The 13567-nt window shown below is 68.3% G+C and carries 16 protein-coding genes; 13 read left to right on the top strand and 3 right to left on the bottom strand.

Annotated elements, in window-relative coordinates; genetic code table 11:
• From KMS84_RS28190 to KMS84_RS28140, 11 genes are all read left to right on the top strand, one after another.
• Positions 1-478: RRQRL motif-containing zinc-binding protein (locus KMS84_RS28190; protein ID WP_438818991.1), on the top strand; the 478-nt coding region annotated here is incomplete at its 5' end.
• Positions 479-542: 64 nt separating this feature from the next.
• The gene (locus KMS84_RS28185; RefSeq protein ID WP_256919275.1) at positions 543-1034 is read left to right on the top strand and encodes a hypothetical protein; all 492 of its coding nucleotides are present in this window, start codon (positions 543-545) and stop codon (positions 1032-1034) included.
• A 94-nt stretch (positions 1035-1128) separates the two neighbouring features.
• Positions 1129-1584, top strand: coding sequence for a transcriptional regulator (locus KMS84_RS28180; protein ID WP_256919274.1), 456 nt, complete (start codon positions 1129-1131; stop codon positions 1582-1584).
• Positions 1585-1699: 115 nt separating this feature from the next.
• Complete coding sequence (locus tag KMS84_RS28175) at positions 1700-2086, top strand: hypothetical protein (RefSeq protein ID WP_256919273.1); 387 nt, start codon at positions 1700-1702, stop codon at positions 2084-2086.
• Positions 2087-2176: 90 nt separating this feature from the next.
• The gene (locus KMS84_RS28170; protein ID WP_256919272.1) at positions 2177-2854 is read left to right on the top strand and encodes a GGDEF domain-containing protein; all 678 of its coding nucleotides are present in this window, start codon (positions 2177-2179) and stop codon (positions 2852-2854) included.
• Positions 2851-3429 (top strand): ASCH domain-containing protein, encoded by a 579-nt coding sequence (locus KMS84_RS43485; RefSeq protein WP_306425494.1) that lies wholly within the window; start codon positions 2851-2853, stop codon positions 3427-3429. The genes KMS84_RS28170 and KMS84_RS43485 overlap by 4 nt, the downstream gene beginning before the upstream one ends.
• 20 nt (positions 3430-3449) lie before the next feature.
• A complete protein-coding gene (locus KMS84_RS28160; protein ID WP_256919271.1) occupies positions 3450-3656 on the top strand; it encodes a hypothetical protein in 207 nt (68 codons plus the stop codon).
• The gene (locus tag KMS84_RS28155) at positions 3656-4141 is read left to right on the top strand and encodes a carbonic anhydrase (protein WP_256919270.1); all 486 of its coding nucleotides are present in this window, start codon (positions 3656-3658) and stop codon (positions 4139-4141) included. Before KMS84_RS28160 ends, KMS84_RS28155 begins: the two co-directional genes overlap by 1 nt.
• Positions 4141-4323, top strand: coding sequence for a DUF8839 family protein (locus tag KMS84_RS28150; RefSeq protein ID WP_256919269.1), 183 nt, complete (start codon positions 4141-4143; stop codon positions 4321-4323). Before KMS84_RS28155 ends, KMS84_RS28150 begins: the two co-directional genes overlap by 1 nt.
• 206 nt (positions 4324-4529) lie before the next feature.
• A complete protein-coding gene (locus KMS84_RS28145; protein ID WP_256919268.1) occupies positions 4530-5630 on the top strand; it encodes a hypothetical protein in 1101 nt (366 codons plus the stop codon).
• The gene (locus KMS84_RS28140; RefSeq protein ID WP_256919267.1) at positions 5627-5980 is read left to right on the top strand and encodes an ASCH domain-containing protein; all 354 of its coding nucleotides are present in this window, start codon (positions 5627-5629) and stop codon (positions 5978-5980) included. The genes KMS84_RS28145 and KMS84_RS28140 overlap by 4 nt, the downstream gene beginning before the upstream one ends.
• Positions 5981-6132: 152 nt before the next feature.
• Here the strand turns inward: KMS84_RS28140 and KMS84_RS28135 are convergent, their stop codons facing one another.
• Together KMS84_RS28135 and KMS84_RS28130 are read right to left on the bottom strand one after the other, a co-directional pair.
• Positions 6133-7158, bottom strand: a complete 1026-nt coding sequence (locus KMS84_RS28135; RefSeq protein WP_256919266.1) for a ParB/RepB/Spo0J family partition protein — start codon at positions 7156-7158, stop codon at positions 6133-6135.
• The gene (locus KMS84_RS28130) at positions 7155-8438 is read right to left on the bottom strand and encodes an AAA family ATPase (protein ID WP_256919265.1); all 1284 of its coding nucleotides are present in this window, start codon (positions 8436-8438) and stop codon (positions 7155-7157) included. Before KMS84_RS28130 ends, KMS84_RS28135 begins: the two co-directional genes overlap by 4 nt.
• Positions 8439-8938: 500 nt before the next feature.
• Between KMS84_RS28130 and KMS84_RS28125 the strand changes: the two genes are divergently transcribed.
• Positions 8939-9631 (top strand): hypothetical protein, encoded by a 693-nt coding sequence (locus KMS84_RS28125; RefSeq protein ID WP_256919264.1) that lies wholly within the window; start codon positions 8939-8941, stop codon positions 9629-9631.
• Positions 9632-9938: 307 nt separating this feature from the next.
• Complete coding sequence (gene mobF, locus KMS84_RS28120; RefSeq protein ID WP_256919263.1) at positions 9939-11936, top strand: MobF family relaxase; 1998 nt, start codon at positions 9939-9941, stop codon at positions 11934-11936.
• 75 nt (positions 11937-12011) lie between these two features.
• On the opposite strand, the gene KMS84_RS28115 is transcribed toward mobF, so the two are convergent.
• The gene (locus KMS84_RS28115; protein ID WP_256919262.1) at positions 12012-13520 is read right to left on the bottom strand and encodes a PIN domain-containing protein; all 1509 of its coding nucleotides are present in this window, start codon (positions 13518-13520) and stop codon (positions 12012-12014) included.
• Positions 13521-13567: the final 47 nt, after the last annotated feature.

Here is a 13567-nt window from a genome sequence, read left to right as displayed (position 1 = left end):
GCCCCCGCTATCCCCAGCGCCCCGCCCGGCTCCCCGGCATCTGGAGCAGGTGATGGCCCACCAGGACGAGGACGTAGTCGACGTCGACCCGTACGACCCCGGCGACGGCTCCCTACCCGTCTTCCGGTGGAAGCAGGCCGGGCACGCCAACCTCGCGACCCGCCGCCAGCTGCGGGAGATGGGCTTACGCCCTGGCGCCCAGGAGCCGGTCGCCCGCATCGAGTGCCGTGGCGGCAAGCGCTTTGCGTGGCTGTACCGGATCGACCGGGCAAAGCCCAAGCTCCCCATGACGCTCGCGAAGGAAGCCGCACTGGACAAGGCCATGGCTGCCCGCCAAACGTGCGGCACCTGCCGCCGGCGCTACATCCACTGTCTCCCGCTGAAGACCTTGGGCTGCTGTCTGGAGTGCTTCGACGGCACGCCCGCAGACCCCGCCGCCTACATCACTCCCCCGGCCACGCACCAGCTGGCCGCCTAATCCGGGAGGACCACCCTCCCCGGCCTCGTACCGCTGCTCAACGCAGACCCAAGAAGGAGACCTTGTGACCGACATCCTCAAACCCGTCATCGCCCCCGCTCTGGACGATGCCTCCCCGCTGGCCCGTCTGTTCGCGGTGGTCAGCGAACTCGACGCTCACACCGAGGCCAAACAGCGCGAGGACGCCGAACTCGCCGCCGCCCACCACGTCTACAACGCCTACCCCGGCACCGTCGGCCAGGTCCTGGACAGCGAGGCCTGGACCGGCCAGGCCGCGGTGAAGGACAACCGGCTGGCGGCGAGCGCCGTCGCCTGGCTGCAGGGCGGTTCCTGGCTGCACCACATCCTCCACATCAGCGAGAACGACGGCGCCCACGACGTCCTCACCCTGATCGCACCCTGCGCCTGCGACGGCGGATACGTCGACTTCCGACTGGAGGACGAGGACGACCTGCTGGAGATCCTCAACGACCTGCGCCGCTCGCACGGCCGCGTCCCGCACCACGACGGCGAGTGCACCAGCGTCCCCGACCCGCACGCCCCGACCACGAAGTAGCTGCCCAGGGGCGGCCGCCGCATCCGGCAAAGAACACCCGCGGCCGCCCCCGGTTCTCCCACCACCCGAACAACGAGACGAGAAGACGTCCACCATGCCCGATCCCAGTTCCCGAGCCCCCCGCTTCGCCGCCGCCTACGCCCTGATGCGCATGGCCGCGGACGTGGGTGACCACTGGCTGCAGTCCGACCACCAGGCCATCACCAAAGGCCAGCACGACCGACACGAAGGCCAGTCCAGCCGTGCCGGGCGCATCGCCTGCACCGCACACGTCGCCACCTACACCGCCACCCAAGCCGCCGTCCTGTACGCCGGATCCCGCGTGCTCGGCCTGCACCTGAAGCCCGGCCGGGTCGCCGCGGCTCTCGCCCTGTCGGCCGGCACCCACTGGTGGGCCGACCGACGCATCCACCTCAAGGCCCTCGCAGACGCCACCGGCAAAGGCAACCTCTACCAGCTCGGCGGCCCCTTAGGCGGCGCTTACGCCCTGGACCAGGCGTTTCACCACACCGTGGAAACCATCGCGGCCGCCATCGCCGCCTCCACGTGAACCCCGCCAACTGTCCGGCATCGCCCCCACGGGCGTTGTCCCGCACGCCGACGACGGGTGCGACAGCGTCCCGCCCGCACGCCCCCACCACGAAATGACACCCAGGAAGGCCGGCATGTCCCTCACCTGCCGCTCCCTGATGGAAACCGTCGCTGCCTGCTTCGGCTGGCGCCGCGCCTACGGCGACACCGCACAGGTCGACGCGCTGCTCGCCGAGCAGTCCGAGGCCGCGTACAACGCCGCCGCCGACCACACCGCGCTCGCCACCGCGAAGAACACCAACGCCCTGCACGTGCAGCCCGGCGTCCTGGACGCCCGCAGCCGGATCCTCGCCCACGTCCTCTACCTCGAGGGCGTCCTGGCCGGCGCCCGCAACCGCGGCCTGCCCAGCGAGGTCATCGAACACCTGGAGGACGCCGTCGACCACGGCCACGAGCTGACCGTGCTGCTCGCCGACGCCGTCCGCTCCACCACCGCCGCCCACACGCACAGCAGCAGCTGAAGAAGCCCGGGACGGCCGCTCTGCTTGACCGGCTGCGACGACCTTCCCGGGCCCATCCATCCCGCACAAAACGAGACGGAGAACCCAAGTATGTCGTCCCTCCTGCACCTTCAGGGCCACATCGGCCAGCGCACCCTCTTACTGACGACCGCAGCTCTGCCGTTGACCGGCTGGGCAGTCCACGCGGTCGCACTGCACAAGCAGCTCGCCGCCACCCGCCGGGACCCGCTGACCGGCCTGCTGCGCCGCGACTCCTACACCGCCCGCGCCCGCCGGCTCCTGGCCCGCCACGGCGACGACACGGCCGTGGTCATCGTCGACCAGGACCACTTCAAGGCCGTGAACGACGACTTCGGACACCCGGCCGGGGACGCCGTCCTCACGGCGACCGCCGCGCGGCTCACCGCGTGGGCGGGCCCCCGCGCGTCCGTCGGCCGCCTTGGAGGCGATGAGTTCGCCGTCGTCGTCCAGGTGCCCGCCGCGCGCCTGGAGCAGCGCGTCGCGCAGCTGGTCCGGATGCTGCGAACCCCGGTCGTCCTCGAGGACGGCCGCACCGTCCACGTCGTTGCCTCGGTCGGCGCCGCGACCCCGCGCACGGTCGGCTCCTGCGACCTGACCGTGCTGCAGCGGGCCGCCGACGCGGCTCTGTACGAGGGCAAGCATTCCGGCCGCGCGGTCCTTGCCACTCCCGCGCACACCGCGGTGGCGTCCATCAACGGGCGCCGGGCCGGACGGCTGGGCACGGCGGTGTGGGGGCGAGCCGCATGAGCCGCGCGACCCTGCCCGAGGGCGACTGGATCCGCGGCATCACGATCCGCCAGCCCTGGGCGACCTGCATCCTCGCCGGGAAGAACCCGGAAAACAGGCCCGTGAACTGGCCGTGGCAAGGCTGGATCATGATCCACGCCGGGCAGAAGCTGGAGAAGCACGCCCTGCGCGACCCGCTGGTCGCCACCGCGATCCGCGGCCGTGAACTGCACCTGGGTGCGGTCATCGGCGTCGCCCGCCTCACCGGCTGCCACCCCGATCAGGGGCCCGAGAAGTGCGCCATGACCCGCACGGGACGCACGAAGAAGGAGAAGGCGCCGTTCGAGCCGGGCCTGATCCCGGCTCCCGGCGAGCTACTCGTCTGGCGCGACAGCCAGCACTTCGACCGCTGGCAGGACCTCGACTGCGAGCTGTGCGGCCGGCCGACGCCCATGCGCTCCCACTCCGGCGAGCCCGTGCACAAGGCCTGCGCGGAGGACTGGATCACCGCCAACCCCGTGGAGGCCCGCCTCGGGCGGTTCGCCTCCGACCTCGCGCCGAAGCCCAAGTCCGAGGGCCAAGGCGACCACGCCTGACCTCCACCTGGAGGACTTCCATGAGCAGTACCGACCGCGACGTCGACCACGCCCTCGCCTACCCCGAGCCGCCGGCCTCCCCGCTCTGGCATCGCCACGGCGGCGTGAAGGCCCGGCCGCTCACCCCCGAACAGCAGCGGCGCAACCGCGAGCTCCTGGACGCCGCCCAGCGCACCACCCGACCCCGCTCCCCTCGCCCGACCAAGCCCCTGACGGAGGCCCGCTGATGGACACCAAGCACTGCGCCGTCGACGGCTGGGTCGACGCGATACCCGCCCCCGGCCCGCGCACCGGGACCGCCACCTTCGACCTGATCGTCCGCCCCGCCGACGTCGACGCCGTCGACGACGACGCCCCCGACACGGTCGTTACCTGCACCAGCGGCGACCCCCGGATCACCCACGAACTGCTGACCGGCATCCAGCCCGGCGACCTGCTGCGCGTCACCGGCACCCTGGTCCAACCCCAGGCGCTCAGCCAGCCCGCTCGGCTCACCATCGACGCCCTGGAGGTCCTGGACACCGCGCTGGTCCCGGTCCTGCGGGAGATGGTGCTCGACAGGTACGGCGACTACTGCGTCATCTTCGACGCCAACCGCGAGAAGGTGCCCGTCTTCACCGCGCACGGGACGTGGGTCGGCGAGGCAGACAACCCCGACGCCATCGCCACCCTCATCAACATCCACGAGCGCGTGAACGGCGGCGACGCCTGATGGACGCCACCACCACGCAGCCCCGCATCGTCCTGGAGCGGTTCCCCGCCGGAGCTCCCCGCCACTCCTGGCCGGCCGAAGAGTACGCCGCAGCTCAACGCGCCCAGGGCACACAAGCGCAGGTCGTGATGGACCTGCCCAGCGACGAGTTCCTCGTGGTCACCGACACCGCCACCCCGTAGCACCACTTCGGAGCGCCGCGCCCGACCTTCTTGGCCGGGCGCGGCGCTCCGTCGTTTCAGTGCTTCACCCGCGCCTGAGAGCGGTCTTCACTGCCGCCCGCAGCCAACCAGCCGACGGCCCCGGCATCCGCTTTTCCCGACCCGTCCACGTCCACCGGCCCGGCCCACGCAGCCAGCAGGTCACCGACACGAGATGAGGCAACACCGTGACACTCATCAGCCCGAACACCGTCCTCGCGAACGCCTTGACGAACGTGGAGGACTTTCTCGCCCCGCGCATCCGCGCCAGTAAGCCGCTGCGGATCGCCCTGGTGGTGGGCACGCAGATCAACGGCGCACCGCACGCCGGCACCTCGCTGGTGCAGTCCATGGCGTTCGCCACGGCCGCCCGGCTCCACGACCGCCACGGCTTGCCCGTGGAGGTCCGGTTCTCGGCACTGGACAACGCGCCGCACGAGTTGGCCACCGACCCGGCATCGGGGCACCGCTACCAGCGGGCCTACGCCCACATCCTCGGCACGGACGGCATCACCGACCTGGTCGGCAGCCTCTACCGCCCCTTATTCGACGCCCTGTCGGAGCGGCTGGACGTGCCGTACAGCGTAGAAACGTACTCGGAGCAGCAGGCGACTGTCCTGTTCCGGGAGACGTGGTTACGCGTCCTGCCGCGCCTGGACGCTGCCCGCTTGTGGCTGGCTCCCTCCACCGGGGTGCCGCACCTGCGGGTGCCCTGCCCGCAGTCCTGCGGGTGGGCGGAGAAATACGCGCAGCGCACCCGCGTGGAGTTGGCCGGCCGCGGCCTCGCCCGCGTATCGGCGGTCTGCCTGCACCACGGCCCCTACACCGCCACCGTCACGCCCACCGGCGGCGGCTACCTCGACCTCGCCACGCTCTACCGGAACATGGTCAAGGAACTCGTCGCGCTCGCAGAGCCCGATGTCCTCCAGGTGATGGTCAAGGGAACCGACTGGATGCCAGGGAGCCTCCTGGTCGACGGCGCGCTCCAGGCCGTGGGCCTGACCCGGGGCCAGCTGCCCGCTCGGCTGTTCTGCCCGATGATCGTTGCCGAGACGGGCGCCAAGCTCTCCAAGAGCCTCATCCGATCCGGGGAGGCGGCGTTGCCCGCAGGCGCCGAACCCTGGATGCTCGACACCCGGAAGTGGCCTGGCACCGTGGGGCAGTTCGCGGACCGCCTGCTGAAACTGGCGGGACTGCTGCTGTCCCACCCCCGGCACTTCTTCCGCTCGTACTCGGCTGCGGAACTCTCGCGGCTGATGTCCGTACCCACAGGGAGCCCTACTACATGAGCACCACCTCAGCCCGCGTCATCGAGCTGAACCTGTACCCCCAGTACTTCGACCTTGTGGCCTCCGGCCGCAAGACCCGGGAAGTGCGGGTGAAGTACCCGAAGTTCGACGGCCTGGCGGCCGGTGACCTGATCCGGTTCGCCGTGAAGGACACCGACCGGTCATGCCTGACGCGGGTGACACGGGTCGCCGAATACGCCTCGTTCGAGGAACTCCTGGACGCCGAAGGGCCCTCCCAGGTGAACCCCGAGGCGACCCGTGAGGAGCAACTGACCAATATCCGACGCATCTACCCGCCGGAGAAGGAAGGCCTGGGGTGCCTGGCCATCGGTATCAAGCTGGTCGACTGACCCCAGACAACGAGGCCCCTGGCCGCTCCCTCCACGCGAGGTAGCGGTCAGGGGCCTTTTCGTGTGTCGGCGCACCGACCGTGGTTGCGTCGCACCGGCGGCGGGGGAAGTCGACCCGATGCCCATGGTCATCGCCGACCTGGTCCCGCTCGTCAGCCTGAGTTGGCCGCTCGCCTCTCGCGGTCACTGAGCAAAATTTCGTACAGCTTGTCGCGTTCCTCTGACGGCATCTTGAACAGGATCAAGTGCCCCGCCTCCATACCGTCGTGGTAGGGAAATTTCTTCAGCGCCAGCTGGCCCTGCTGGGAATCTTCACGGGCCGATCCTCGTGGCTCGGGGACCGACTCCCGGGGCGCATCCGGCCTCCCGGGGTTGGACTGTGACTGCCCCGACGCATCGCCCGTTACCGAGCCGTTACTTTTCACGCCGTGAAAATCCTCTGGCGCAGGCTCATGCCGCTTTCGGGACCGGCGCATCGAAGCCTCGGCTCGTTCGTCAGCCTTATCCTTCTGCGCCTGAGGGGAGAGCTTGGACAAGTTGCGGACGTGTTCAGCCTTCCGCACCCCCGTCATCAGGTCTTTCTGCAGCTCGGGGGACAACTTGAGCAGCGACAGCTTGCTCGACAGTGTGGAGGCGGACATCGACAGGCGCTTGCAAGCCTTGGTCTGTGAACCTCCGTAGTAGTCCACCAACTGCTTCAGGGCGTGCGCCTCCTCAAGGTCGGTCATGTCCTCGCGGTGGTAGTTCGCGATGAACGCCGACTCAAGAAGCTTCTCGTCGGTGCTCAGCCGCGCGTCATCCACGCGCACGGGAATGGTCGCCAGCCCAACCTGGCGGGCCGCCTCGAGACGCCGGTGCCCGTCGATCACCACGTACTGCGTATGTGGCGCGAGATCGTCCGCACGATCAGGCCGGCTGCGCACGTATGCGTCGACCGTGCCGACCACGATCGGCAGGATGACGCCGACCTCGCGCACCGATTCCACGGTGGACTCCAGGTTGCGGAGATGGTTGCGCGGATTGTCCGGGTTATCGCTGATGGCCGGGACGGGCAGATCCGTGAGATCCGCCGTGCCGACACCACTGTTGATCGTTGTGTCGATCGCGTTCCTGCGTGCGCTGCGGCCGGACGACCCGCCGAACGAGGACCCGCGTCCCAACTGATCCCTCTTGCTCACCTGCCGGCCCCCGCCACGATCATTCGCATGATGTTCGCCTGCTTGCTCTCCGGCACATATGCCAACAAGGGCCGCTTGAGCCGTACCGACTCCCGCTGCTCCTTCAGGTCGTCGATCACGGCGACCACCTTGTCGTTCTCCACCCTGTGCCACTCCTCCAAAGAGGACGTAGCGATATAACCGCGGCGGCTGTCGAACAGGTTCACGACGATGCCCAGCCGGTCGATTTCCAGGTGTAGATCCGTCTCAAGGTCCTCGATCTGCTCGATGAGCATCTCGTAGGCGTCTGCCGAGCTGTCCTCGGACTGCACCGGGATGAGCACCCCAGAGCGCCCCGGCCTCTCGTTGGGCCGTCGGCGTCCGTAGTAGAGGCCAGCGTCCATGCTCAGTCCGAGACTGGGCGGGGAGTCGATGACGATGACGTCGAAGTCATTCTCAAGCGGGTGCAAGGCGCGCTCAAGCGCCATCTCCTTCTGGAACCCGCGGGACTGGGCGGCCGTGAGCGCAAGCTTGGAGTCCAGCAGGAACGCCTCGCGCGTGCCCGGCAGGACATGCAGCCGACCGCCGAAGCGGGGGTCGTCGATCGCCACGAGGAGATCCTTGATGTCGCCCTGCGGATCTCCCGACATGTGGGTGATCAGGCTGTCCTCGCCGACCGCGATCGGGGGGATGCCCAACTGGTTGCTGAGGTGGAGCTGCGGGTCATAGTCGACGAGGAGGACCCGCTGCCCGCCCGCGGCGTAGTCGGCGATCAGAGCGACAAGTTGCTCACGGGTGCGGTTCAGCCGTTCAAGTTCGGTGTCGGTCAGGGCCTCGACGAAGTTCTGCAGGCACTTGACGCCGATCCCCTCGGGCTCGGCGTGAGCCTCGGCGACTCCTGCGGAGATGGTGGTCTTGCCGACGCCGCCCTTCTGATTGCAGACGACGATCCGGCGCGGCGGCGCCGGCTGACCAGCCGTCGACGGGGACGGGTTGTCGTCCAGCCAGGCCCGGATGCTTCGTGCGAGGCCCTGGATGTAAGACAAGCCGCGTTCCGCGCAGCTGGCCTTGAAATCGTCGTACAGGCCCGTCGGCAGCCAAGTGGAGAACGACCTGGCTCCCGCCGTGTCGATGTCCCCCTCCGGCCGTTCACTGCTGCGCCAGTTGGTGATGGCCGTGGTAGCGGCGTCCTGGATGTCCAGCCCGAGTTCGGCGCAACGAATCTTCAGTTCTTGTTGGAGCCCGGGCGGAAGCTTGGACGCCACCTTTTCCCGGTCTCCGTCAGGGTATGGAGAAGCCATGGCGTCACCTTACTGACTTGGGTGATGAAGTGTGATGCCCGGTGTGCAAGTTGTTGCCCCGCTTCACCCGTTCGACGATTTTCACGGCGTGAAAAGTAACGGGAACATAACGCATCGGAGGGGCGGCGCTCCCACGAGCGAAAGCCATCAGAGCTGCTTGCTAAGGGAGTTGGCTACGCTGCTCCTCGAACGGCAGCGGCAAGGCCGTGTTCCTGATCCTCCGCCCGGAGCCCATATCTGCGATGAGGAGGCCCGACTGGCGATCGGAGCCGGGCGCGGGGGCGGAGATGCTGGCGCGCTAGAACGCCCGTGACTGTTCTGCCTGAGGATCGTTGCCTACAACAGAGTCGCTCTGTGAAGGCTCCAGCTCAGCAACTGTTACCCCGTGAGTGGCAGCTTTGCAACGACAGCTGAAATACGCTCCGCGTGATCGCTGCTGGCGCCTCTGTCGCATGCGAACAGGCAGTGCCAGGTCACGGGGCTGGCACGGAAAACGAACTGTGAAGTCTCACAATCAGGCACGAGCCAATGAGGCACGACGACGGCAGAGCGAGACCGGCGAGTCGTACGCGGCCGCGCTGCAAGCGGTCCGGCTGGACAGGCTGAGCCGGCTCGGCGACGTCAGCGAAGCAGACGGCACGCCTGGGGGTGCACCCGCCAACCTCCATGAGCGGGCTGTACCCGAGGAGCTGACCGAGCTTGTGCGATACCACTCACACCGCATCGTCAGGTACCTCTACTTCGCCGTCGACGAAGGTCACTACCGAGAAGACATCGCAGAGTGGAAGAGCACCACGCTGTATAAGCTCACTGACGCTCTGGAACATCTGCACTTGCTCATCGGGACGATCGCCGCCTACCTACGTGATGCAGGAGCCACTGACGATGTCCTACGCCGCTACCTTCAAGTACGCGACGGCTGGCAGGTGAAGGCGTACTTCACCCCAAGCGTCGAGGAGCACCTGGCTGGCCTCACTGGCAGGGAAGCACCGCAGGACTCAGTGGTCTGGCACGACGTCGGCCGTCACATCGCCAACCGTTCGGGATGGAGTAACCCGGAACGGCACGATGAACTTGAAGTGCTGCTGCACGCCCTTTACGCCAACTATCCAGACGACTCCCAAGCGTTCGACCACTTGCCGACATCCATGCAGGAGCGGGTCCTCGCCGTGCTCCACCACTTGAGGACCTAGCCCGGCCCATGCCGGTCCTGGAGGCCAGCGGTGAAGCGGGGGAGGGTCTCAAAGGAGGACGCAGCCTCCCTGGCGGTGCCGGGGGCTGCTGTAGGCGGTGCTCGATGGTGGTGCGCGGTGGTGCTTGTTGGCGTCGTCTGCGTCGTGATGTGAGGGCTGCCGGAGAGCGATGACATTCGCTTCCGGCCCGGGGCCGCGTCCCGCCTGACGGGCGCCTGAGAAGAAAGTTCGGCCGCTGCTCCCGCCTGGCGGGACGTACCGCGGATCGGCCTTTTCTTGCAGGTGAGAGCCGTGTGGCGTGGTCTCCATGACAGTGGATATCAGGGTCATCCGGGCCGGTCAGATGTACCGCTACTACCTGCGCGAGACCGTCGTCGGCGACGGCCGCCGCCCGGCCCGCACGCCGCTGCGCGAGGCCCAGGAGCAAGCCGGTGTCCCGGCCGGGCGATGGATGGGCCGCGGCTTGGCCGTGCTCGGACTGACGCCGGGTGAGGAGGTCACCGAGCGGCAGCTGCGGAACCTGTTCGGCGAGCGGGGCCGACACCCGTACGCGGACCAGATCGAGTCCGACCGGCTCGCCAAGGGCGACTCCCCGAAGAAGGCGTTCAAGGCCGGCGCCCTAGGGCGCCAGGTGACGGTCACCGGCGTCGACTTCGTGTTCCGTCCGCAGCCGACGATCTACCTGCTGTGGGCGCTGGGGGATGAGGAGACCAGGGGGGTGATCGAGGCCGCCCACGAGCGCGCGATCGAGCGGGTGCTGGAGTGGATCGAGGACGTGGTGGCGGTGATCCGCTACGGCAAGGACGGCATCTACCGGGTGCGGCCGCCGGGCGGTCTGGTCGCCGCGCGCTTCCGCCACTACGAGGCGAGGTCGGGTCGGCCCTTGCTCCATGACCATGTACTGCTGTCGGTGAAGGGGCAGCGCCTGGACGGGAAGTGGGGCTCGATCCACACCACAGCCCTGCACGAGAACACGGTGGCGGCCTCCGCGCTCTACAACGAGCTCGTGGCCGCTGAGGTGTGTGAGGCGCTGGGGCTGGCGACCGAGCCGCGCACCGTCACCCCAGGGCGCCGGCCTGTGATGGAGATTGCCGGGGTGCCGCACGAGCTGATCCGTTGGACTTCCCGGCGCAGCGACCAGATCGCCGCCTGCCTCGAGGACCTGGAGCACGAGTACGTCACCGCCGTCGACGACGACAGCGAGCTGAAGTTCCTGCCCGTGGTCTCCGAGCGGGCCCGCGCCAAGCTGAACGGGATCGCCGCGAAGATGACGCGCCCGCCGAAGCAGAAGGCCCGGCCCCTCGCGCAGCTGCGCAGGGAGTGGAAGGAGAGCGCGATCCGCACCTCCAAGGTGGCCGTCGACGTCATCAACTCTCTCCTCGAGTACGCCCGTGCCGCGGCTGCGGCGATCCGTACCCGGGTCGCCGCCGTGGTCGACGTCGCCCTGGCGGCCGTTGACGTCGCCGCGACAGTGTTCGTGATGAACGAGGGCGGTCGCTTCCACCGCCGGCACCTGCTCGCCGAAGCCCGCCGCCACCTCGCCCTCGTCCTGCGCGGCCACCGACGGGACCCCGGCCTGGATGACCGGATCGTGGCCGCCGCCATCTCCACCCACTGCCTGGACATCAGCGAGCCGAAGACCGTGCGTGGCCTGGAGTCCGGCTACCGCCTGTACACAGCCCGGTGGGATCTGTCCGACCTCCCCGCCCAGCGCCGCTCACCAACCACCGCGCCCGGCCCGGACCGGCAACCCCCGGCCGATCCCGGCGAGCCGGCCGCGCTCCGGCCGCCAGGCCAGGGCGCGGGGGAGTCGGAGACACCCCGCATCCCATTGCAGTACGAGCGAGCTGTCCTCGCCGGTGCGGTGGTGCGGGAGAAGCTGCGCACCACCACCGCAGCCGTACGGGGCCGGACGTACGACGTCGTCGCCCACCAGCAGGCGGCGATGCCCGAGCAGCTGCTCGCGCCCCCGGCCGTCGAAGTCGAGACCGACGACCAGGAGCCGGAGGCCGGACGGCAGGAGGCGATCGACCTGACGGCGTTGCGGGCCTTGAGGGAGTCCCGGACGGACGTGGAAGCTCTCGATCTAACTGCCGAGCGGCTTCGCCACCTCGGTGCCGCCTTCACCGCGGCGGCCGACCGAGCCCGCGCCACCATGGACCGCTACACCGACGGGAAGGACACAGGCGCACCGCATCCGGTCCGCGAGGACGACCAGCGCGCGAACCGACCGCAGCAGGCGGACCGCACCGCAGGCCAGAAGCTGGCCGATGAGCGCGCCGCACGGCGAGGAAGATGGACGTAGGGCTCCCGTCCCGTGTTTCCCCCCGAGCTGGGACGGTAGCCCGCCCAGCCGGGCCCGGTGCGGCGAACCGCTCGATCACTCGCTTGTGTTGTCACCGTCTGCTTGTGCTTTGTCCGGCTCGGCTTCGGGAGCCTCTTCCACCACTTGCTCACGAACGCTTGGGCGGTAGGCGACGACTGGCACGTCGATCTTGGGGAGTGAGGTGGCGATGTCGAGTTTGGGGAGCGAGGCCGCGATCTGCCGGGCGATCTGGCGGGCGATCAGCTGCGCAGGTCCGCTGAACTGCTTTGCCTGGTCGGCAGCGATCTTACGCGCGAGCTGCTGGGCCGGACCGTTGATCAGTTTCGACTGTTCGGCAGCCATCTGGCGGGCAAGACGCTGCACGGGGCCATTGATGAGTGCTGCCTGTTGGGCGGCGGCTTGTTGGGCGAGGCGACTGGTGGCCAGGTCAAGCTTCGCGAGGGAGGGTGCGACATGGTCGGCGACTGCGCGCTCCACCGGAGTGGGAGCTGTGAGGAGGCTCCGTTTGGCGGCTGCGGCGACGTCAGCAAATCGCTTCTTGAGGCCCTTGAGGACCTCCATGCATGATTCGTCGCCATCGTCGGGCGACGCCGGTTCGTCTGATGCGAGCAGGGTTGGGGTTTCGTCGTCGCGTGTGGAAAACAGGATCTTGATTTCCCAGAGAGAGGCGACGTTGCCAGCCAGAGTCTCTGTCTCATCGACCGCGAGGCCGTACAGCAGCCATCGGGCTTTGGCCGTGTACCAGACGTCGCTTTCGATCTCGTGACCAGTGACCTCCGTGACACTGAGCAGTTCAACCTCGGGATCTTCGCACCACGCGTACCACTCCTCGAGCGCGCCGCCGTCGCCCAGGCCAGCGAACCCGGAGAGCGTGCTGAGGTTCCTCGCCGCTTGGGCTACTCCTGCCCGAACCGACGGCGACCTCAGCAATTCGGTTGCAGCGGCTTCTGCGTCCTTCCCGGACACTTCCTTGGTGAACTGCGAGACCACGTCGTTGAAGTCCGTGAGGCGGGTCAGCCGGCCCTCCAGACCGCAGACGTCTTCGTCCATCGGGAACGGGTAGGTAGTTCCGTCGCCGAAGTCGCTGGTGTTGTTCGTGACGAAGTGGACGTGCTCGTCCGGGTTCTGCTTGAGGAATTCCAGGATGGAGAACCAGATCGCCGCATCGCGGCCCCCCACGGAGTGATCGTCAGCTCGCTTCGCTGGCGGAAGAGCCATTGCCTCCCGCTGGAACCCCCTGCGGATGGCCTCGTTACTGGTCTCGATCACCTCGAAGATCTCCCCATAGACCTCACGCCAGTGCTCCAGAAACCGTTCCAGATTCAACGGCTCCAGGGAACTTTCCAGATCCCAGGGAAGGAAGGCGCGCAGCTTGGCCAGTGTGTTCACGACCGCTTGGTGCTTCACGGGATAGAGCCGTGCTTGGTGGGCGGCCATTTCCTCCAGGACCATCCACGGTACAGCGATCCTGTGGTGCCCCGACTGACGCAGCTTCCGGATGATGTCCGCACGCGGTCCTTCGGGAGGCAGAAGGTTCACGGCATTCGTATCAAAGATGATCATTAGGCTTCCCCCGTCTCATTGAGGAGGCAGTATCTCAACCGGCCGCG

It is taken from the genome of Streptomyces hilarionis (assembly GCF_024539675.1).
In the GTDB taxonomy this organism is placed as follows: Bacteria; Actinomycetota; Actinomycetes; order Streptomycetales; family Streptomycetaceae; genus Streptomyces; species Streptomyces hilarionis.
The sequence above is the reverse complement of the archived record's forward strand: the minus strand, read 5'-3'. Positions and strand labels throughout refer to the sequence as shown.